Source organism: Arsukibacterium perlucidum DSM 18276, from assembly GCF_000382165.1.
Lineage (GTDB): Bacteria > Pseudomonadota > Gammaproteobacteria > Enterobacterales > Alteromonadaceae > Alishewanella > Alishewanella perlucidum.
In genome coordinates this window covers 159,356-180,369 of record NZ_KB907701.1, presented here as the reverse complement: position 1 = coordinate 180,369, position 21,014 = coordinate 159,356, and the positions used below count along the sequence as shown (strand labels likewise).

The 21,014-nt window shown below is 47.8% G+C and carries 20 protein-coding genes; 13 read left to right on the top strand and 7 right to left on the bottom strand.

Features of this window, described 5'->3' with window-relative positions:
- The first annotated feature begins 14 nt into the window (after nt 1-14).
- The 4 genes from pyrD (at nt 15) to H141_RS0100825 (ending at nt 4,460) form a co-directional block, all read left to right on the top strand.
- Nucleotides 15-1,025: a quinone-dependent dihydroorotate dehydrogenase gene (pyrD, locus tag H141_RS0100840; RefSeq protein ID WP_019674346.1), complete on the top strand. Its 1,011-nt coding sequence runs from the start codon at nt 15-17 to the stop codon at nt 1,023-1,025.
- A 117-nt stretch (nt 1,026-1,142) separates the two neighbouring features.
- The gene (locus tag H141_RS0100835) at nt 1,143-1,664 is read left to right on the top strand and encodes a cell division protein ZapC domain-containing protein (RefSeq protein ID WP_019674345.1); all 522 of its coding nucleotides are present in this window, start codon (nt 1,143-1,145) and stop codon (nt 1,662-1,664) included.
- Nucleotides 1,665-1,738: 74 nt separating this feature from the next.
- On the top strand, nt 1,739-3,244 hold the full coding sequence (gene cls / locus H141_RS0100830) for a cardiolipin synthase (RefSeq protein ID WP_019674344.1): 1,506 nt from the start codon (nt 1,739-1,741) through the stop codon (nt 3,242-3,244).
- Between the two features lie 22 nt (nt 3,245-3,266).
- Nucleotides 3,267-4,460, top strand: coding sequence for a class I SAM-dependent methyltransferase (locus H141_RS0100825; RefSeq protein WP_019674343.1), 1,194 nt, complete (start codon nt 3,267-3,269; stop codon nt 4,458-4,460).
- Between the two features lie 23 nt (nt 4,461-4,483).
- On the opposite strand, the gene H141_RS0100820 is transcribed toward H141_RS0100825, so the two are convergent.
- On the bottom strand, nt 4,484-5,767 hold the full coding sequence (locus H141_RS0100820) for an alkaline phosphatase family protein (protein ID WP_240473070.1): 1,284 nt from the start codon (nt 5,765-5,767) through the stop codon (nt 4,484-4,486).
- A 44-nt stretch (nt 5,768-5,811) separates the two neighbouring features.
- Nucleotides 5,812-6,585 (bottom strand): substrate-binding periplasmic protein, encoded by a 774-nt coding sequence (locus tag H141_RS0100815; protein WP_157610653.1) that lies wholly within the window; start codon nt 6,583-6,585, stop codon nt 5,812-5,814.
- Nucleotides 6,586-6,858: 273 nt separating this feature from the next.
- Between H141_RS0100815 and H141_RS0100810 the strand changes: the two genes are divergently transcribed.
- The 3 genes from H141_RS0100810 to H141_RS0100800 all read left to right on the top strand — a co-directional run bounded on the left by H141_RS0100810 (nt 6,859) and on the right by H141_RS0100800 (nt 10,665).
- Nucleotides 6,859-8,103, top strand: coding sequence for an Nramp family divalent metal transporter (locus H141_RS0100810; RefSeq protein WP_019674340.1), 1,245 nt, complete (start codon nt 6,859-6,861; stop codon nt 8,101-8,103).
- A 99-nt stretch (nt 8,104-8,202) separates the two neighbouring features.
- Nucleotides 8,203-9,258, top strand: a complete 1,056-nt coding sequence (locus H141_RS20835; protein ID WP_019674339.1) for a GGDEF domain-containing protein — start codon at nt 8,203-8,205, stop codon at nt 9,256-9,258.
- 60 nt (nt 9,259-9,318) lie between these two features.
- On the top strand, nt 9,319-10,665 hold the full coding sequence (locus H141_RS0100800; protein ID WP_019674338.1) for a DNA recombination protein RmuC: 1,347 nt from the start codon (nt 9,319-9,321) through the stop codon (nt 10,663-10,665).
- A gap of 24 nt (nt 10,666-10,689) precedes the next feature.
- Here the strand turns inward: H141_RS0100800 and H141_RS0100795 are convergent, their stop codons facing one another.
- From H141_RS0100795 to H141_RS0100775, 4 genes are all read right to left on the bottom strand, one after another.
- Complete coding sequence (locus H141_RS0100795; RefSeq protein WP_019674337.1) at nt 10,690-11,727, bottom strand: glycosyltransferase family protein; 1,038 nt, start codon at nt 11,725-11,727, stop codon at nt 10,690-10,692.
- 16 nt (nt 11,728-11,743) lie between these two features.
- Nucleotides 11,744-12,280 carry a phosphatase PAP2 family protein gene (locus H141_RS0100790; protein ID WP_019674336.1) on the bottom strand — a complete coding sequence of 179 codons (537 nt, stop codon included), beginning with the start codon at nt 12,278-12,280 and terminating at the stop codon, nt 11,744-11,746.
- Between the two features lie 136 nt (nt 12,281-12,416).
- Nucleotides 12,417-13,901 carry a protein adenylyltransferase SelO gene (locus tag H141_RS0100780; protein WP_019674335.1) on the bottom strand — a complete coding sequence of 495 codons (1,485 nt, stop codon included), beginning with the start codon at nt 13,899-13,901 and terminating at the stop codon, nt 12,417-12,419.
- 75 nt (nt 13,902-13,976) lie between these two features.
- Nucleotides 13,977-14,744 (bottom strand): substrate-binding periplasmic protein, encoded by a 768-nt coding sequence (locus H141_RS0100775; protein ID WP_169337156.1) that lies wholly within the window; start codon nt 14,742-14,744, stop codon nt 13,977-13,979.
- A 192-nt stretch (nt 14,745-14,936) separates the two neighbouring features.
- Between H141_RS0100775 and H141_RS0100770 the strand changes: the two genes are divergently transcribed.
- From H141_RS0100770 to H141_RS0100745, 6 genes are all read left to right on the top strand, one after another.
- Nucleotides 14,937-16,988, top strand: coding sequence for an AAA family ATPase (locus H141_RS0100770; protein WP_019674333.1), 2,052 nt, complete (start codon nt 14,937-14,939; stop codon nt 16,986-16,988).
- 61 nt (nt 16,989-17,049) lie between these two features.
- A complete protein-coding gene (locus tag H141_RS0100765; protein ID WP_019674332.1) occupies nt 17,050-18,042 on the top strand; it encodes a helix-turn-helix transcriptional regulator in 993 nt (330 codons plus the stop codon).
- 101 nt (nt 18,043-18,143) lie between these two features.
- Nucleotides 18,144-18,596, top strand: coding sequence for a hypothetical protein (locus H141_RS0100760; RefSeq protein ID WP_019674331.1), 453 nt, complete (start codon nt 18,144-18,146; stop codon nt 18,594-18,596).
- Nucleotides 18,593-18,901 carry a hypothetical protein gene (locus H141_RS0100755; RefSeq protein ID WP_019674330.1) on the top strand — a complete coding sequence of 103 codons (309 nt, stop codon included), beginning with the start codon at nt 18,593-18,595 and terminating at the stop codon, nt 18,899-18,901. Before H141_RS0100760 ends, H141_RS0100755 begins: the two co-directional genes overlap by 4 nt.
- Before the next feature lie 42 nt (nt 18,902-18,943).
- The gene (locus H141_RS0100750; RefSeq protein WP_019674329.1) at nt 18,944-19,507 is read left to right on the top strand and encodes a YqiA/YcfP family alpha/beta fold hydrolase; all 564 of its coding nucleotides are present in this window, start codon (nt 18,944-18,946) and stop codon (nt 19,505-19,507) included.
- Nucleotides 19,508-19,517: 10 nt separating this feature from the next.
- The gene (locus H141_RS0100745) at nt 19,518-20,624 is read left to right on the top strand and encodes a hypothetical protein (RefSeq protein WP_019674328.1); all 1,107 of its coding nucleotides are present in this window, start codon (nt 19,518-19,520) and stop codon (nt 20,622-20,624) included.
- A gap of 89 nt (nt 20,625-20,713) precedes the next feature.
- Here H141_RS0100745 and H141_RS0100740 read toward each other — a convergent pair whose 3' ends face one another.
- The gene (locus tag H141_RS0100740; protein WP_019674327.1) at nt 20,714-20,992 is read right to left on the bottom strand and encodes a hypothetical protein; all 279 of its coding nucleotides are present in this window, start codon (nt 20,990-20,992) and stop codon (nt 20,714-20,716) included.
- Between the last annotated feature and the right edge of the window lie 22 nt (nt 20,993-21,014).

The window sequence follows — 21,014 nt, the reverse complement described above, 5'->3', positions numbered from 1 at the left end:
TATCGAAGGCGCCTATGTTTTATTCTATAGCTAAGAAAGTGATGTTTACCTGTGATGCTGAAAGAGCCCATAATCTGGCGCTGGCCAGCCTGAAAAAATTGGCTCATACGCCAGCTTCACTGTTATGGCGTCAACAGGTTGCAGCCAAACCGGTCACTGTTGCAGGGATCCGGTTCGAAAACCCTTTAGGCCTGGCTGCCGGGCTGGATAAAAACGCAGAATGTATCGATGCCTTTGGTCAGATGGGTTTTGGTTTTATTGAAGTGGGCACGGTGACACCACGCCCCCAGGCCGGCAATGACAAACCCCGGATTTTCCGGCTGCCAGAAGCTGAAGCCATTATTAACCGGATGGGTTTTAATAATAAAGGCGTCGATTATCTGGTACATAACGTTAAAAATGCCAGTTATAAGGGGGTGCTTGGGATCAACATTGGTAAGAATAAAGACACCAGTAATGAACGCGGTAAGGATGACTATGTCAGCTGTATGCGCAAGGTTTATCCACACGCCAGCTATATCACGGTTAATATTTCTTCACCAAATACCCCCGGTTTGCGGGATCTGCAGTTTGGCGATGCTTTGCTTGACCTGTTGCAAACGGTTAAAAATGAGCAGCTTGATTTGCAGGCACAGTACGATAAATACGTTCCGGTTTTCGTTAAAATAGCACCTGACATGGATAATCTGGCAGTAACTCAGGTAGCGGAAACGCTATTAAAAAGCAAAATGGATGGCGCTATTGCCACCAATACTACCTTAGACAGATCGCTGGTTCAGGGGATGCAACATGCCGGGGAGGCAGGTGGCCTCAGTGGCTTACCGGTTCAGCAAAAAAGCACGGATATTATCACTCAGTTGCGTCAGGCTGTTGGTTCAGAGTTACCGATTATTGGGGTAGGGGGCATTAACGATAGTGCGTCTGCTCAGGCAAAATTAGCGGCTGGCGCAAATTTGCTGCAAATTTATACCGGCTTTATTTATCGGGGACCTGCACTGGTAAAAACGATCATTAACGGCTTATAAAGATCAGTTAGCGATCCGGCTTTATTATAAATAAATAATCTTTAACAAACTGATCAGCATGCTATATTGATTAAAACCATAAGATAATTCAACAACTTGTTTGCAAAGGATTTGACCATGTTAACGCCGTCGGAGCGCTGGAGCTGGACTTACTGCCAAGAACGCGACCGTTTATTGCTGGACATTAATGAGCAATTGCAGTTTTGTTCGCAGTTGGCAGGCCGGCAATTAACAGAAAAGCCGGTAGCGAAGGCGTTTTCAATGGCAGAGGCTGAGACATTTTGGTGCTTACGGGATGGTTTGGAATCGCTCAATCTGAGTGATGCCCAAATACTTGAGTTATGCTTGCATGCCTTAGCTGCACGTTATTATGCGCAGCATACCGGCCACAAAAGCTGGTATTTTTCTGAGCAGACAGCTTGTAACATCGAAGAGTTTCAATTGGTTCAGTTAAGCGGCGCTGAGCTACCCATTACAGCACTGGTACTGCAAGTAGAGGGTGGCAGCGCGACATGTTTGCTATTAAACGATGGACTGAGCCTCAGTGGCAAACAATTACAGCGTTGTAGCATCCTAAGAGTGTTGTTAAACAGACTATGTCCTGTCAGTAATATGCATTATTTAGCACAAACTGCTTAGCCAGATACCCAGCTGCCAGCACAATATTGTTTTCGTGCTAACATGGCAAACTGATTCAGCTGAGTTTCTAAATAATGTTTAAAATCCGCTCCCTGTTAACTCAGGCTTTTGCTACAAAAAAAATAACCAAAAGCGACGCTGGCAGCAAGCCAGGTAAACGTCGCCGTTTATTACTGTTGTTTATGGCGTTTTGTCATGTTTTGGGTGCGTTGTCATCATTGGATGCCTTAATGTCATCCCGTACTTCTCAGGGCAGTATTGCCTGGATTGTCTCTCTGAATACTTTTCCCTATGGCGCCGTGCCGGCTTACTGGATATTTGGCAGTAGCCGCTTTCAGGGATATGTCATTTCACGAAAAGAAACTGATCATGAGCTGTTTAGCAAGCATCAGTTGAAAACAGCCGGGGTACAACCTTATTTAATGGCTTCTGACAGGATCAGAGGCGATATTGAAGCGATAGAACAATTGGCAAAAATGCCTTTTTTAACAGGCAACCATGCCCAGTTATTAATTGACGGCGAACAGACCTTCTCCAGTATATTCGACGGGATCCGCCAGGCTCAGCATTATGTACTGGTGCAATTTTATATTGTACGGGACGATAAACTTGGTCGCGAGTTACAACAATTGCTGATAGAAAAAGCCCGGGAAGGAGTTGAGGTCTATTTCCTGTTTGACGAAATTGGCAGTTATCGCTTGCCCAAAGGTTATATCCGGCAATTAGCAGAAGCAGGTGTATCGGTACGACCATTTCATTCCACCAAAGGACCTGGCAACCGGTTTCAACTAAATTTTCGTAATCATCGCAAAATTGTTATTACTGATGGCCAGTATGGATGGCTTGGCGGACTCAATGTCGGAGATGAATATCTTGGCAAGAACCCGCGTTTCGGGCAGTGGCGGGATACTCATATTAAGCTTACCGGGCCTGCAGTGCTGAGCCTGCAGCTGTCATTTGTTGAAGACTGGTATTGGAGCAGTGAGCAGCTGCCTGAATTAAACTGGCATGCCACCGCTTCGGTTGAAAGTAACATGCCGGTATTAATCGTTCCTTCAGGGCCGGCAGACCGTTTTGAAACGGCAAGTTTGATGATCCAGCATGCGCTGAACAGTGCCACGCAGCGGATCTGGATTGCCAGCCCGTACTTTGTGCCAGATGAGGGTACTGTTGCGGCATTAAAGCTGGCGGCTTTTCGTGGCGTGGACGTCAGGATCCTGATACCAGAGCGAACTGATAACCTTTTAGTCAGCTTAGCCGCTTACGCATTCGTCGGGCCTTTGCTAGATGCTGGTGTAAACATCTATCGTTATCAGCAGGGCTTTTTACATGCTAAAAGCTTTATTTTGGATGATCAAATTATTGCGGTCGGTACCGTTAATTTGGATAATCGTTCCTTTCGTTTAAATTTCGAAATCACCGCATTAGTGGCCGATACCGGATTAAATCAGCAATTAAGTCTGCAATTTCTGGCTGATTTTGCACAGTCCCGAAAGATGAGCCTGGCCGAGGTGCATAACAGACCCTGGTATAAAAGGGCGGCGTCCCAGGCTGCAAATTTATTATCACCAGTACTATAAGTCGAGTTAATCAGGAGCAGCAGTGGCTACAGCGCAAGATCTGAATTTACAACATCGCCAGCAATTTGAGCAGATTGCGGCGCAAAGCATCAGTGATGGTAGTTTTGTCCGGATGCTACTGAGTAAGTACCAGGGCACGGAGCCACTAATTCGGCTTGACGTTACGCCACTGCAGATCAAAGGCGAGCTACAGCTGCGTTTTGTGTCTGAGTATAAAACTAACCATATTACTAAAATCAGGCCGGTAGCCGAGGGCATCAGCTTATTAAGCGAGATGTTAGATGGTAGCTTTAAGCAGGGGCATTTATTTACTGCTGAGCAAGAATGCCAGCTGTCGATAAGTAAAAAAGGCAAGTATTTGTTCAATTGTCAGCGTGTTGCCAGTGCTGTCGTGGCCCGGCCGGCTGCTGAGCACAATCGGCAGAAACACCGGTTTGTCGAACAAAACCGGCCATTTCTGACCGCACTTGGTGTCACAGATCAGCAGGGGCAGGTAATCCCTGCCATGTCTAATAAATGGAAGCAGATCAACAAATTCATCGAAGTATTGCAAGGCGCGGTTAAAGAAACTGGCTTGTTGCAGGCTAAGCAGTTACATGTAGCAGACTTTGGTTCAGGTAAGGCCTATCTGACATTTGCCATGCACGACTACTTTTGTCATACCCTGGGCTTAACTGCGCAAATCACCGGGGTGGAGTTACGCCAGAGTCTGGTTGATTTATGCAATAACACGGCAGCCGATCTGCAACTTGCCGGCTTACAATTTGAACAGGGCGACGTAAAACATTTTCAAGCTCGTGGTATTAATGTGATGGTGGCGCTGCACGCCTGTGATGTTGCCACCGACTATGCCATTAATATGGGGATCCGTACCGGTGCCGAGATCATTATGTGCTCGCCTTGCTGCCATAAAGAGATCCGGCCGCAAATCCGGCTGCCTGAGGTGATGGCGCCAATGCTGATTCATGGTGTGCACCTGGGGCAGGAGGCTGAAATGGTAACCGACAGTTTGCGGGCCCTGCTGCTGGAGGCTTATGGCTATCAAACCAAAGTGTTTGAATTTATTTCGCTGGAGCATACCAGTAAAAATAAAATGATTCTGGCTACCAAACGCAAAAAAACCAAAGACAACAGTGCGGTATTGCAGCAAATAGCCGCAATTAAACAGTTTTACGGCATTAAACAGCAATGCCTGGAGCAGCTGCTGCAGGCATAGCGATAGGGCTGGTAACGGTAAGTTCAGGGTTGCTGCTTTAACTCAAGTAATTGCTGAGCCCAATCCGGATCGCCATCATTTGCTGCCGGGGTAATACCTAAAATTGCACACATTAAATTATATAACTGAATATTGGCAAAGCTCGGTATGGTAACACCTTCTGCAAAAGCAGGGCCGTGGCCAATAAAGATGGCCTGCATTTCCGGGGCGATGTTGTCGTAGCCATGGCTGCCGGTCACGGCCTGCAGGTTCGGCCGGGCTTGCCAGCGCTGGTATTGGCTTTGCTGCATTAAACGCCAGCCGGGCTCGGGAATGATTAATAGCGGTGCCACCCGTTTGCTTTGCTGGTAGTGCCAGCGGTCCGGCAAATCGGTCTTCCTGTACACCCTGGCACTGGCCGGTAAACCGGCGCTGAGTTGCTGGTAAATACTCTCTAATTCGCCCGCTTTAGGAAAAATAGAAACAATCTCCGGGGTCCATAAGCTGAGGGCAGCTTTACTGCTGTCAAATAAGCTATCCACTACAATAACCTGTTCCGGCGGCACTGCTGCCATACCATGGTCTGACACCAGTAATAAATTAACCTGACCATATAAATTTTGTGCTTTTAAACCGGCAATCAGCTGGCCAATAGCCTGATCCACCTCAGCTACCGCAGCTTTTACCTGTGCTGACTCTGGCCCGTAACGGTGGCCGGCATCGTCAATTGTGCTGAAATAAAGGGTAACAAAACCCGGCCGTTCAGTTTTCGGCAGTGCCAACCACTGCAGCACTGAGCGTACCCGCTCACTGTTACTGATTTTGCCATCATAGGCCTGCCAGTAACTGGGCCTGACGCCTTTGATATCCGCCTCTGACCCCGGATAAAAATAGGTGCCGGTTTTTATGCCCTGCAGCTCGGCTGTTACCCAAACCGGTTCGCCCAGCCACCAACGGCTATGGGTAACCTCTGCTGGTTTGCTCATCCTGAAAATGGCATCAAAATCGGCATCATAAATATTATTTTCAACAATGCCATGATTACCCGGATATAAACCGGTAACGATGCTGTAATGATTTGGAAAGGTCTTGGTTGGAAATGCCGGTTGCATCGACTCAGCAATAACGCCCTCTGCAATAAGCTGCTCAATATGTGGCGCCGGGTATTTGCCCAGATACTGCTGACTGAAGCCATCCAGCGAAATAAGAATAATAACCGGCTCTGTTGCTGGTTGCTGTTCATAGTTTTGGTTCATGCTGCAGCCGGTTACTGTCAGCAACAGCAGCCCGGCAAACAAACATTTCAGCGTATTAAAAACAGTGGCCATCAGAGTATGCTCTTTTAATAAATTTATTCGTAAATTAGTGATAATCAAAAACCCAGTGGGTAAGCCAGATATTCAATATAGCGGCTGCGGTCCAGGGTTTGTGGCAACGCCTGCCACAAACGTTCAGCAATAGCCGGATGTTGCTGATAAAACTGCTCACTTAGCATCAGGTAGCCTACTGAAAAATAAACCGGCGGCTGCAGTATTTTTAACGGCAGATTATCAATTTCCCGCCGGTTACCGGCTAAGCCGTTTATTTGACAGGTTATGGTAGTAGCGTCAACCCGGCCTGAAACGACCAGCTCCAGCGCCTGTTCAGGCGAATGCGCACCCACCAGCACCGCGTGTTCCGGCAAGGGTAATGGCCGGTAACCATAGGGCCTGGCGATAGTTAATTTTGCACTGCTATCAGACATCTTCAATGGCAGATTATTATCAAAACGATGCGCCAGACATAAGGCATTAGTATTAATAGCTCTGCTGGGATCCGGTTGCCCGGCTTGATCCCGCGGATAAAAGGTAAAGTTTTCGCGCTCAGGGGTATAATCCGCAATCAGGGCGTCAACGTTGTTGGCTGCCAGTTGTTGCAGACAGCGCAGCCAGGGCATCCTGGTTAAAGATAATGAGATACCAACAGCTGCCGTTGCCTGTTGTAAATGCTCAATTGTTGCTCCGGGTGTTGCCGGCACTTGCTCGCTATTGCCGGCAAAATAAGGTAACAACTGCTTATCCTCATAGCAAAAGCGCAGGGTTACCTGCTCAACAGAATTTTGCTCGGGGGCTTGAGCATGCGCTGCAAACTGCACTGTAATCTGCACTGCAAGTAATGCTGTGCTAAAGACCGCACAACGCAAGCCAGTGGCAACGCTGTTTTGCTTGTTTTTGTTTAAAATAACAACCTCTGCAAAATTGCGACACAACGGTATTCTTTTAGCAGTATAGCGGCTCTGAATATACTCTGTATATCAAACTGCAACCAGCTGCTTTCGGTTTGCGATAAGGTGCCGATAGACATCGTTTAATTAATGCCGCTACACTGCAATAGAATTACTACTATCAAAATAACAATGTGAAATTGCTTAAGTGTTGCTATGACCATTAAAACACCACTGTTTACCCTCGGCCCAGCGACTCTGGTAACAGCGGCCTTTATTGGCCCGGGAACCGTTATCAGTGCATCTTTGGCCGGTGCCAATTATGGTTACGCGTTGCTGTGGGCGGTATTGTTTTCAGTGTTCGCCACCATGATACTGCAGGAAATGGCCGCCCGGCTTGGCATCGTTACCGGCCAGGGGCTGGGTGAAAACATCAGGGGGTTATTTAAACAACCCTGGTTGAAGTATCCATTAATTATATTGATTATTGCTGCAGTGGTAGTGGGTAATAGTGCTTACCAGGCCGGCAACATCAGCGGTGCCAGCATGGGCGCTGATGCGTTATGGCAACATAGCTGGCCGGTTACCGCCCTGCGCCAACAAGGATTAGCAAATCCCTGGGCAATATTAATTGGTCTGATTGCTGTTGCCATATTGTGGCAGCGCAGTTACAGCTTAATTGAGCGTTGCCTGATCGGCCTGGTACTGATGATGAGCCTGGCTTTTCTGCTTACCTTATTTTTAAGTAAGCCAGACTATAAGGCATTATTAACTGGCTTATTTATTCCGACGTTACCGGCGGGGGCCTTGTTATCGGTAATTGCATTAGTTGGTACTACTGTTGTGCCATACTCACTTTTCTTGCATACCGCAGCCAGTGCCCACAAGTGGCGCGGCTCAAACATACCTAAACAACAACAGCTGGCCCTGTCTGATGCCGATATCCGCACTGCAATTCCGCTCGGTGGCTTAATCTCAATTGCCATTTTATCGACTGCCGCCGCCGCTTTCTTTGGCCGTGAACAAACTATCAGCAATGCTGTTGACTTAGCGCAGTCATTGCAGCCATTAGCCGGTGCGGCTGCTGTTTGGCTAATGGCGGCCGGCTTGCTGGCGGCGGGCGTTAGCTCCGCCATAACCGCGCCGCTGGCCGCGGCATACGCCCTTAATGGCTTAATTCCGTTGTCAAAGGCACAGTTCCGGGCCTGTTGGTTAATAATAATTGTAATAGGTGTCGTGTTATCTTCAGTAGGTATCAAGCCTCTGGCGGTGATCTGGTTTGCTCAGGTTGCCAATGGTATTTTATTACCGGTAATTAGTTTAACGTTATTGTTAGCGGTAAATTCAGCAATAATGGCAGAGTACCGGAATACCTTGCGGCAGAATGTTGTTGCTACCGCAGTATGGTTACTGACACTGTTATTAAGTGGTCGCAGTTTATATTTAGCGATAATAGCCTGACAGGGTTAAATAAACAGGGTTTGCTAATTCAAAATGGTGGATTGTTAGATGCCAGCGTATCGATTAACATGCTGTGGATATCAGTTAGCAGGGGCTTAGGTGCTAAAACACTTTATAACCAATAATCACCGGTTTAAACCCGCTGATCCAGAATATCGGCAAGTTTATCTTATTAACGGCATGCTGCTTGGCATGGTTGTTATCTTTACTTTTTTCTTCTTTGCAAACCTGGCTTTTTTTGCTTTATACAGCGTGGCGTTGCTCGATTTTATAGCGGCCGGCCTGGCCGCTATTTTACTGCGCCGGTTTCAGCTATCCAGTAATGTACGGCAAAGTGCTAATCATACCGTAATGCTGCTTGGCGGTTTTCTGCTTGGCTATCTGTATTTAGCGGCTCCAGCCTTTTACTCGCTGTACTGGCTGTGTATTTTCCCACCGCTGGCTTTTTTTCTGTTGGGCCGGCAGCGGGGCGTTATTGCCACTGCGCTGTTTCTGGGGTTACTTACTTTGCTACTGGGCTGGCGCTCTGCGTCCTGGCCGGCCGGTACTTTCACCGTTGAATCGCTGCTAAATGTTACGTTGGCCTCGATATGCCTGGTGTTATTGGTACACTACTATGAAGTAAGCCGTAACGACGTATTGCGGGCGCTGGCAACCCAGCACCGGCAACTACAGCGTTTGTCAGTTACTGATACACTGACCGGTTTGTATAACCGCAGTAAGCTGGATGATATTCTCTGCCAGGAGATTGCCCGCTCAATCAGACATCAAAGCCCGTTTAGTGTCATTCTGGCTGATTTAGATTTTTTCAAATCGGTAAATGACAACTTTGGCCATATGACAGGTGATCAGGTTTTAATGTCATTTGCCAGTATTATGTTGCAATACTGTCGGGAGCTTGACGTGGCGGGACGCTGGGGAGGGGAAGAGTTTTTAATTATTTGTCCGCATACCGACATTACCGGCGCTAAGTTGTTAGCCGAGCGGATACGGGCAGCGGTAGCCGACTACGATTTTGTGCACGGTAAACAGCTGACTGTCAGTCTGGGTGTTGCCAGTTTTATCCGCGATGATGATGCAAGTACTATGTTGAAACGGGCTGATGATGCGCTGTATCGGGCTAAAGCGAAAGGTCGGAACCGGGTTGAAATGTAACACTTTTCCGGCAAGCCGGCTTAATACGCGTAACCAATTATTTTTCAGGGCTGCCTCTTTATGGATTTTCAGTTTACGCCGCTAACTATCACAGTATTGCTGCTGGCGTTGGTGTCGCTGGCACTATTGATTGTTATCGCCAACCTGCAACGACGCCAGCGCGAACAGCAGTTAAGCCTTGCTAAAGCTGACAACCAAAGCCAGTTGTGGCAGCAACAATATCAGCAATTACAGCAACAGCATCAGCAGCTGCAACAGCAACATCACCAACTGGCAGTTGAACATGCCAGCCTGGGCAGTACCTTACAGGAAAAACAACGCCATTTTGAACAGCAGCTACAGTTGCTGCAGCAGAACAAAGCGTTGCTAAAGCAAGAGTTTGAATTGCTGGCAAATGATATTTTAGAACGTAAAGGCGAGGTGTTTAAAAACCAGAACCAGGAAAGTATGCGCCAGCTGCTAACGCCATTGCAGCAGGATATGCAGGGCTTTCGGCAAAAAGTTGAGTTGTTGCATACAGAAGAGACCAAACAGCGCTCTGAATTAAAAACAGAATTAAAACAGTTACAGGCACTTAACCAGCAAATTACCACTGAAGCCAGCCAACTGAGCAAAGCGTTGCAGGGTGAGCGCAAAGTACAGGGTAACTGGGGGGAATTAATGCTGGAAAATGTGCTGGATAACAGCGGCCTGCGCCCTGGCACAGATTATCAGCGGGAAGCCAGCTTTAATACTGATAACGGCAGGCAACGGCCGGATGTGGTTATCTATCTGCCGCAAGGTAAGCATTTAATTATCGATGCCAAAACATCGCTGTCGGCCTATACCCGTTACGTTAATGCTGAAGATGAGCCATCGCGGCTTATTGCGTTAAAAGCCCATATCAGTGCGGTAAAAGATCGGATAACTGAATTGTCGGATAAAAATTATTACCAGATCGCCGGTTTAAATTCTCCGGAAGTGGTTTTTATGTTTATTCCAATAGAGTCAGCCTATGTCGCGGCTTTACAGCATGACAGCCAGTTGTTTCAGCAGGCGCTTGATCGCAATATCCTGGTGACTACCCCAACCACCTTATTAACCAGCTTAAATATTGTGCGTCAGCTGTGGCGTTTTGAAGATCAGAATAAGCACACGGCTGAACTGGCCAACAGAGCGGAAAAGTTTTACCAGAAACTGAAGACCTTTCTCGATAGCATGCAGGGGGTTGGCAAGCAATTGGACAAGGCGCGGGAGAGTTATGATAAAGCCCTCGGTCAGCTGGTAACAGGCAAAGGCAACCTGATCAAACAGGCCGCTGAATTTAAAGATTTAGGTGTGGCCGTGAAAACCGAGTTAGATCAGGAGCTGGTTGAACGGGCCAGGCTGGAACTGGATACCACTATCAATAGCGCTGACAAGGATTAGTTAACTTGGTAATTAAGTTTGTAATTAAGCTTGTTGCTGCCAGATTGAAGCAGCTAATTCAGGAATCGGGGTCGCACATCCCTGTTTAAGCCAGCGGGCAATGGCCTGAGCCGGATCGGGCAACGGGTAAGGTTCAGCAGCAGGTTGATACAACCAGTTTAGCAGGAGCTCAGGGCTGAATTGCTTAAATTGCTCTGCTTTGCCCATCTGAACCAGGGTATAGCTGTTATAAGCTTGTTCTATCTGGCCTTGCAGCGGTTTTACCAGCAACTTTTTACCGGCGATCATTGCTTCGCTACACAGGCCAAAACCACTATTACAAATAACACCACTACACTGTTGTAAATCGATGGGGAAGGCGCTGCGACTTAATGGCAATATTGTCACATTATCCTCAGTGCACAACTCAGTGCCAGCGGCGTAAAGTTTAAACTGCCAGCTGGGGCATTGTTTTAACCAGTTAATCACCCGGCGGGTTTGCTCAAAGGGCAAGTACACCAGAATAAAGGGTGGCTGGCTGTAACTCGTTGCTGTTTGCGGTGCTGGTACAACAGAACTAAGTAGTGGTGGCAGTAAGTCAGGAAACGCCGGCTGCCAGTGCACGCCAAGCAGATGTGTTGCCGGGGCAAAACAGGAAATTGCCGTTTTCAGCCAACTAGCCGACTGCTTACCAGCCAGTGGATACCTTAGCGAATATTGTCTGGCCAGGCCTACCGATAGTTTGCCCTGACGCTTCGCCGCCCAGGCGGTTACCGGTTCAAAGTCAGTTAATACCAGATCATAGGCGGTCAAATCCAGCTGGCGAACGTCCCGGTAAAACTGCAACGGTCGCAAGTTGCCAACTGTGGCCAGTTTTTGCACTTTGCCATTAGCGGTAGCGAAGGTAAAACCATGTGCCCAGCGATAATCGCCAAACATTTCCATATCAAACAGCTGCGACTGCGCCCGGCCGCTAAACAGGAAATCAACGTCAATACCCTGCTGCTGCAGTGCCGGCAGTAATGCTCTGGCCCGGGTAATATGGCCGTTACCAGTGGCCTGTACGCCATACAGTATTTTCATTAACGATTAGCTGCAATCATAGGCTGGCAAAACCACTGTTAAGTACAATTAACGCAATCACACTGCCAAGAGCGGCACCCGCCAGAATGTCGGTAGGGTAATGCACGCCCAGTAACACTCTTGATAAGCCGATGCCTGACGCCATCAGCAGATAATAAGCGGTAAATTCGGGATAATAGGCTGCCAGCAACCAGGCGAACATAAAAGCGGCCGCGGTATGGCCTGAGGGGAAGCTGAAACGATCAGAGGGCCTGATCCCCGGCTCCCAGCCATGCTGCAGTGGCCCTTTGGGCCTTTCGCGCTGAATGGCATTTTTAAGTAAAAGATAGAGTGGCAGCTCTATAGCAAAAGCCAGTAACCCAACCTGGATAAAGCGGCTACCCTGATTTTGCTCAAATTGCCACAATAACAAGGCAATAATAAGATACAAAGGCCCGTCGCCACAGCGGGACAAGCCCAGACTCAGCTTTTTTACTGAGGGCAACTGGCCAATAAGATTAACCTGAAAAAACAACCTGGTGTCGAGTAAAGTCAGTTTTTGCAGTGTATTCATCAGTTATATCTCTGGCGAAACCTGCAGCCATTACAGGCTTTAAAGATGACATCTCCATGAAAATAAAATTAAACATTTATGACTGCCGCCAGCTTAGCTGGCTTAGCAGCCGCCATTATAATCAGCACTGGCAAGATTAAGTGCCACAAAACGTCCGGTTAACCCGTTCGGCAGCAGTTGCCGGCTGGCTGAAAGCCTGATACTCCGGCTTACTGACAAAAGGTTGCTGCCAGGCGTGCTTAAGCTCGTTGAATAAGCTCAGATCGCCATGCTCAGTGGCCTGAGCAATGGCTTGCTGGACCAGATGATTACGCGGGATCAGTGCCGGGTTCAGCTGTTGCATGGCAAGTTGCCGCTGGCCGCTGGTTTGGCTGCTAGTTAACGCCTGCTGGTCTACACGCGCCTGCCAACGGGCAAACCAGCTTTGCCAGTTGGCTTTATCCCCGAACAGCTCGCCAGCAGCTGCAGGGTCCTGCTGACTTAACAATCTGAAAAACTGGCTGAAGTCGGTTTGATCCTGCTGCATTAATTGCAGCACATCGTCGATTAATTGCTGATCGTCTGGTTCCGGTGCGGTTATGCCCAGTTTTGCCGCCATTCGTTGCAGGTATGCATCGCGATAAAGCAGGCCGAAGTTTTCAAGGGCAGTGGTGGCCAGTTGTATTGCTTCAGGTTGGGTAGCATGCAGCAACGACAGCAAGGTTTCCGCCAGCCGGGTTAAGTTCCACAGGGCTATCGCCGGCTGATTGCCATAAGCATAGCGGCCACGCCGGTCAATAGCGCTGAATACCGTTTTCTCATCATAGGCTTCCATAAAAGCGCAGGGGCCGTAATCGATAGTTTCGCCACTAATCGTCATATTATCGGTATTCATTACGCCATGAATAAAGCCAAGGCTCATCCAGTGGGCAACGGTTGCCGCCTGCGCAGCAATAATGGCGTCGAGTAACGCCAGGTAAGGTTGCGGCTGCGCAGCGCAGTGCGGATAGTGGCGGGCAATAACATAGTCGGCAAACTCAGCTAACTGATGCTGATCACCAAGCGATGCCACATACTGAAAAGTACCAATCCGGATATGACTTTTGGCCACCCGGCATAAGATTGCGCCGGGTAGGGGGTCATCCCGATATACGGTTTCGCCGCTACTGACTGCGGCCAGCGCCCGGGTGGTAGGCACGCCAAGCGCATGCATAGCTTCACTTAGCAGATATTCACGGATCACCGGCCCCAATGGCGAGCGGCCATCGCCGCCTCTGGAGAATGGCGTAGGCCCGGCCCCTTTTAATTGCAAGTCAAAGCGCTGGCCAGTACTGTTGATTATTTCGGCCAGCAACAAGGCGCGGCCATCACCTAACCGTGGTACATAATTGGCAAACTGATGGCCAGCATAGGCCTGGGCCATTGGCTGACACCAGGCTGGTAAGGCGTTGCCTGAAAATAATTGTAAGCCTGTTTCAGTGGCCCAAAACTGTTCAGGTAAGCCCAGTTCAATTGCCAGCGGCTGATTAAAGGCCAGCCACTGGGGGGCGGCAACCGGAGTAGGCCGACAACTGGCAAACAAATCAGCAGGCAGGCGCTGATAGCTGTGTTCAACGTTAAAATCAGATGGTGTGGCAGGCATAGCAGCCCCTGGTTAGCGGTGTTAGCTGGCTACTCTACCTGTCATTGCGATGCTTGCAAAGCATGGGGGCTAACGTCACTCGTTTTTTGCTGCCTCTTTATCATACCTGAACCGGGTAATCAGCCCTTCTGCAATCAAGCTATCAATCACAGTTTGCAGCTGCTTATGTAAATGGCTATGCGGGCTGTTTCTGGAGAGCCCAAGATTTACCTGTCTTAATGTTTTAAAGGGCAGGGCAAAGCTGGCTTGTTTAAACTGCTGATCATAGCGCGGGTTGCTGCTTAGCACATTAATAGAACTTTGCGCCGGACCTATCAGCGCATCAGCACGGCCCAGCAATAGCATGGCAAATGCCATATCAAGCGAGGTAGCTTCCACTATAGTGATATGTTTGCGGCCAATAATCTCAGCTAATTCTGCGTTGTAAGCATAACCTCTGACCAGAATTACCGTCTTACCAAATAGTTGTTCACGGTACTGAATATCATGCTGCTCAGCACGTAAAAACAGCACTTCAGGCTTGGCGGTATCGTAAGGCAGCAAATGCATATAGGCTGAGCGTTCATCAGTATAATTCAGGCTGGTCATTAAATCTGTCTGACCATTTTTCATCATTAACAGGCAGCGGACAAAAGGAATTTTAGGACTAAAACGAATTTCAATATTTGCCCGTTCAGCAATCAGCTGCATCAAATCGACGGTCAGGCCATAAGGTTCGCCATCATCAGGATAGTTATGCCAGTTAGGGTGATCGTCCAGACACCATTCCAATACCGGCCGCTGCTCAGCATAAACCGGCTGGAGTGATAAAAAAGCTAACAGCACAACTAAGACTTTACGCATTAGCCAAATACAATAGATAAGGATGACATTAGTATAGCTGTGCTTGATTAACAAACCCAGTGCTGCGGCTGTATCAATATTTACCGGGAATAATATGGGCATAAAGACTTTGGGATTTCGCTCAAACATGAGCTTCAAAAACTGAAGCTAAGGGTTGCTACAGTGCTGATCTAACTAATAAGAGGTCAGCCTATGGAACAAGTATTTCTAAAACCACTTGCCGAATCTAACTTCCGGATAAACCCCACTGTATCGGCAGATTTAGCCATTGCCGTGCGGTGGGTGTTGCAAATACAACAGCGCTATTACCGTTATCGTTGCACCAAAGCACTGGATTCGCTTGGCCTTAGAGACGAATTTGCAACTCAGCTGATCACGGACGAGTCAGCCATAGGCTATGACCAATTGATTAGCACGCTTGATGAATACATTGCCGCACAGCCTTCGCTGGCGCTCGATACCAATATTCAGCAGTTTGGCCGGTTAATTGGTTTAACGGCTCTGGAAGTGAGTATTTTTCGGTTTGTTTTAATCGCCCGTAGTTGGCGCCTGGTGTTCAGTGATGTGCGGGCATCCAGGTATTACGCTACCAGCAATGATGTGTTTGAGCTGGTTGCCCATTGTATTAACGCCAATGCAGACGATGTGGAAATGGCATTGATGCCAGCATCTACTTTAGCGTTGTGCAACCTGGTCACCATGGAGCGCGGCAGTGATCTGGCAGATTATTTCAGATCGCTCAGAGTGTTCGATAAGCTATTTGCTAATGACTGCAACCCCAATGACTTGTTGCAAAAGTTTAGTCATACCGCTGAAGCGCCACAGCTCAACGCCACAGACTTTCCTCACCTTGCTGATGCCATACAATTAATGCAGCGTTTGTTGTCATATGCGCTTAGCCAGCGTCAAACCGGAGTGAATTTTTTGCTCTATGGCCCGCCCGGTACCGGTAAAACTGAACTGGCGAAGTGGCTGGGCTACCAGGTTAGCGGCCATGTGATGGGAGTAAGTGCCTTTTCCGGTGTCGATGTACACGGCGCAAAATCCCGGCTTAACGCTTTACTGATGTGTCAGCGCTTATATGCGGCAAGTGGTGACAGGGTGCTGATATTTGATGAGGCTGATGATGTACTGCCCAGCCAGGTCGGCATTGCTGTAGGTAATACTGATGCGCTAAAAATGGCCATTAACCAGTTGCTTGAAACTAACGCCACACCTTGTATCTGGATTTGTAACAGCATTCGTCATTTTGACGCGGCACAGCTGCGACGTTTTAGTCAGATCATTCACGTTAGAACGCCGCCGCAACCTGTGCGGCAAAATATAGCGGAGCGCTATCTGGCTGATACCGGTGTCAGCAAAGGCTATATTTCAGCGCTTGCTTCTGATGAGCAAATCACCCCTGCGCTGTTAGCCCGCCTTGCCAAAGGTCATGCGGCACTGACCGACACCTCGTTATCACAGAAAGAACGCGATTTTGATTTAATCCTCAACCCTTTGTTGCAGGCCCGTTTAGGCCGGCGCCGTAAAAACGCTGGTCAGGCTGAGATTAACCCGGCGTATTACAATACAACAGTGTGCATGGCTGAGTTAGCCCAACAATTTAAACTGACACCCGATATACGGTTATGCCTTTATGGACCGCCAGGCACCGGTAAAACCAGCTATGCGGCTTTCTTGGCGCAGCAGGCCCAAATGCCTTTAGTACAAAAGAATGCCAGCGAATTACTCGGCAGCTACGTTGGTGAAACCGAAAAAGCCATTGCAGAGGCATTTGCAGAAGCTGAGCAGGGCGGTGCGATTTTGCTGCTGGACGAGGTAGACAGCTTTCTTGGCAAGCGACAGCAGGCCGAGCGGCACTGGCAGAAAACCATGACCAATGAGCTGCTGGCGCAACTTGATCAATACCAGGGCGCCCTGGTGTGTACTACTAACTTTATTGAAATGTTAGATCCGGCGGCGGTGCGTCGTTTTGATTTAAAAATTCAGCTGGATTACCTAACGGCCACGCAGGCCGGGCAACTGTTCTGTGAGCTGCAACAGGCGCTGGGCATGCCGCTGCCGTTAACTATCCCTCAGCAGCTGACAGCACTTAAACTCACGCCGGCAGACTTCGCCATTATTAAAAGGCAAATGCGTTTGCAACCGGGCGAAGCAATAAATAGCAATATGATTATTGCGGCGCTGCGAACAGAAGCTGAATTGCGACAACCAACAGCAAATGTAATTGGCTTTGTGCATTGAGCTATGAACAACAAAAAAGTTGTTGTATAACAACATTAATTTATCTTTTGCAGGGTCTACTATGGAACAGTTGATTGATGCGATTTATCGTTTATTACCGACTAAAGCCGGGCAGGCATTAAGTGTTACTGCGCTTCGTGACAGGCTGGAAAATCATGACGCCTTGCTTACCTGCGCCACCAGCAAAACTAAATATCAGAAAGTACAACGGCAACTGGATAAGTTAGAGGTCGATAAAGCAGGAAAAATCTTTGTTGAGCCTTACGATAAAGAAAACCGCTACTGGAAGCGTTGTGAACCTGAAACGCAGCTTGCCAACCTGTTGAGGCAATTAAGCCTGTTGCAAGACGTGATAAAACAACGCTTGCCTGCCAGCTTACAGCAACAGCTGGATGATGTTATGCAGATGACAGCAAAAAAAGACCATTGGTTACGAAAAATCTATGTTGCGCCGTCCAGTGTCTGGCAACCGCCAAAGCTGGACCCTGCTGTAACCTCTGTGGTGTATCAGGCTATTGAAGAGAACAGGGCCTTTAGTTGTGATTACACCACCATAAAGGGGAAAACCCGTCGGGTAACCCTGGTGCCCTGGGGTTTGATGACTAAAGCTGAAAAAGTGTATGTGCTGGCTATTGAGCGTGGTAGTAAAAAATCAGCCCCAGTAACTTATGCTCTTATCAGTATCCGCAATGCAGAACTGGCCGGGCCTAAAACTATTCTCGAAGGTTTACCAGCCGACACCGATTTACGCACTTACTGTGAGCGCCATCAAATTGGTTCTTTTGCTGCAGGCGCAGCACAAATTAGCCTGGTAGTCAGGTTTTATGGTAATGCCGGGCGTAACATAAAAGAAACCCCGTTAAGTGATGATATGCAGGTACAGGAACTCAGTGACGATTGTCGGGAAGTTACAGCGACGGTTTACAATTCGGTAGAGCTCAGAAAATATCTGCATGGTTTTGGTGAGCAGGCCGAAGTGATAGCGCCGACAGAGCTTCGACAACATATGCGCAATGAGCTGCATGCCGCCATCAAAAGATATGAAAAGTTATAGAACTTATAGAAATTAGAATTGACTTCATTTTTTGAAGCCACTCCTTGCTAATCTGGCCTCTGAACCGGGTACTCACCCGCTTAACTATCCAAGAGGCCTGTATGAACGATATTAACGCTGTCTTTAAAAAGCTCGTGATGCCGCTTAAGCAGCTGGGGTTTCACTCTGAACGCCCTTTGTTGCCGATAGTGCGCGAGCTCACCCAATATATGCCGTTATCTGAAGAAGCGAAACTGCTGCTTAGCGCCTCGTTAGCCGCAGATTTAATGGTAGAAGAAGACTTCGATGACACCGCCAGCTATATCCAACAAGGCTGCTGCTGGTATGGCGTGTATTTTGATAGTGTTACAAGCGAGATTGTGTTCACCAGCGAAGACAAAGGTGAGTTGCTGCGGGTTAACCAAGCTTGCGCTCCGGATTTGCCGGTGCCAATTAATCCTGAATATCATCAGGTTTATCAGGGCTACCTGCTAAAACGTCAGCTTATTCGCCAACACGATATCGTGGTGATTACGCCTTGCCCGCCAACTCAGCAAGCAGGAGGCTTAGCATGAAGTTTGATAACCGTGATGTTTCGACCGCGCTTATCCATTTACTGGCTGACCTCACCAATGAGGCGGCAGAGCCCAAAAGGTTGCGGGACATGTCAATGCCGGCAGCACTTTACAGCCTGTTTGAAACCGCCTGTATCGGTTTTGGTTGGTTGTTGTTTTCCATCTTTATGGGGCTCGGCTTTGAAAGTGATCTTGCGGTGCTAATTGTCTGGTGCTTTGGCGCTGCCCACGTTATTACCCGACTGTTTTTTATCAAACAATTTAACCAGTTTATCGTCGATTGCGAGAACGAAGTCAGCGACTGACATCAGCGGTTAAGGTGTCTCAATTTATAAGGCAGGTAACATATGATTATTTTTATTCACGGTTTCGGCTCTGATGGCTTTGGCAGTAAAGCCACATTGCTGCGGCAATATTGCGCCCAACACAATATAGCTTTTATCGCGCCGTCATTATCAACCATACCAGACCTGGCGATATCCACCTTAGAGGAGTTAATTCAGCAGTGGCAACGTGTTGATGACGTAAAGCTGATTGGCTCATCTCTGGGGGGCTTTTATGCCATGTACCTGGCAGACAAATATAATCTGCCAGTGGTGCTGATAAACCCCTCGATAGCGCCGGTCTTTACGCTTGGTAAGAAAATTGGTGAGGGCATTAACTTTCATGACTTTTCCGGTTATGAATGGACAGAAAAGCATGTACAAAGCCTTGAAAAATATCAATGTTCTTTCAGTGGACAGCGTTGCTTATTATTGGTACAAACAGGTGATGATGTACTGGACTACAAACTGGCAGTAGAAAAGCTACCTGACGCACAGCACGTGATCGAGCGGGGTGGTAACCATGGGTTTGAAGGGTTTGAGCAGATTTTATCTCAGGTAGTTAGTTTTCAAAGCGATGAAAAGTAAGGGACTTAACATGGCGTTACATAAAAACATTTTGCAGGAAATTCAGGATGGAAAAATGCCTGAGATATTTACGATTGGCGATTTAAAAAAAACACCGCTAGACAATGGAAAATTTTTGGTAGGCCGTGAAGCATATGGTTTAAGTACACTCAATACTACACCTGCAAATTTATCTGTTGATGCCGATGGCAGCCGGAGTGGCAAGCATGTGCAATATGGTGCAAGCCCACAGTACATCAGACTTGGAAGAGGTAAGTACAGGCTGATCTGCGATAAGTCAATTCTGGAAGCGCCTGCTGTTCAGGAAGAGATTGAGTTAGAAAGCCTGGATGAGGTTGACCTATGTCACTTTAATGCCGAAGCGGCTTCTGGTTTTCAGAGTATCCCTGAATTCATCGCAGATTATCTGCACAAAACTCCGTATCAACTTTTTTTTAAAAAGCAAAAAATCAGACATCCGGCTAAACCAGCTTCAGGAATGCCAGCAAGGCTACAGGCATACTTTTGGCCCGACTTAGCAATGGGTTGGGAGAAAACGCAGCAAGAGATCCAGAAATTTATTGCAGCCTTTCAGTCGATAGAGCTTAGCAAAGAGAGTCATGAAACTGCAGATAAGTTGTTAGCACTTTTTAGCGAAATTTGTAAATGGGGAGGCGTTAAACTACCCGAGATATCTGCACCTGATCTCAAGCAGCAGGTATTTACCACTTTAGATACTTTAGATGCGGGAGGTGTCCCTGCTAAGTACTTAAAAATTAATAGTGCGTATACTAAGCTATATGCTATTGCCCGTCCGGATAGCTTTGTCATTTATGACTCCCGGGTAGCGGCTGCACTTACCAGCATAATCGATACTGAGTATCAAACGATTGTCAGTTTGCCTGACTGGTTCAAATATAAAGAATTGGGTTTCGTAACGGGCCGTGGTGGAAGTAGGCCAAGGCTGTTACATAATGTGTGGAAAAATGGGTACCAAAAATGGTCAGCACAAATATCAGCAAATCTGCTGTGTCTTGATATTGTAAGGTACATAAACCAAGATCCACTGCGTTATGGTTTGACTCAGCAAATAACACTTCGAGAGCTGGAAGCCATGCTGTTCATGGAAGGTTATTAAATTAAATGCTAAAAATTTTGGCAGCAGGCCAGGGTCAGCTAACTTTCAGCTAATCTTCAACTACCCCTCAGCTAACCCTTAGCTAACTTTCAGCTGACCTTCAGCACTATGCCATGCTGCTGAAACACGGCCTGGTCGCGGCTGAACCAATTTTTAAATGGGCTGGTGTCAAAGCCGTGTAACTCGGCCAGCTCGGCGTAGCGCACGGCGATATGCAGTAAGTCGGCGTAGCGCCATATTTTGCCATAGGCCACGACATACAAGTTGGGCTGCTCACCTAAGATCTGAATGGCTTGCATTACTTTGTGCAAATAGCGCAGTTCATTGGTTTGATGTTCAGTCACATTAGTGGTGCTTGTCTGGTTCATGGCGCCGGCTCCTTGTTGTATT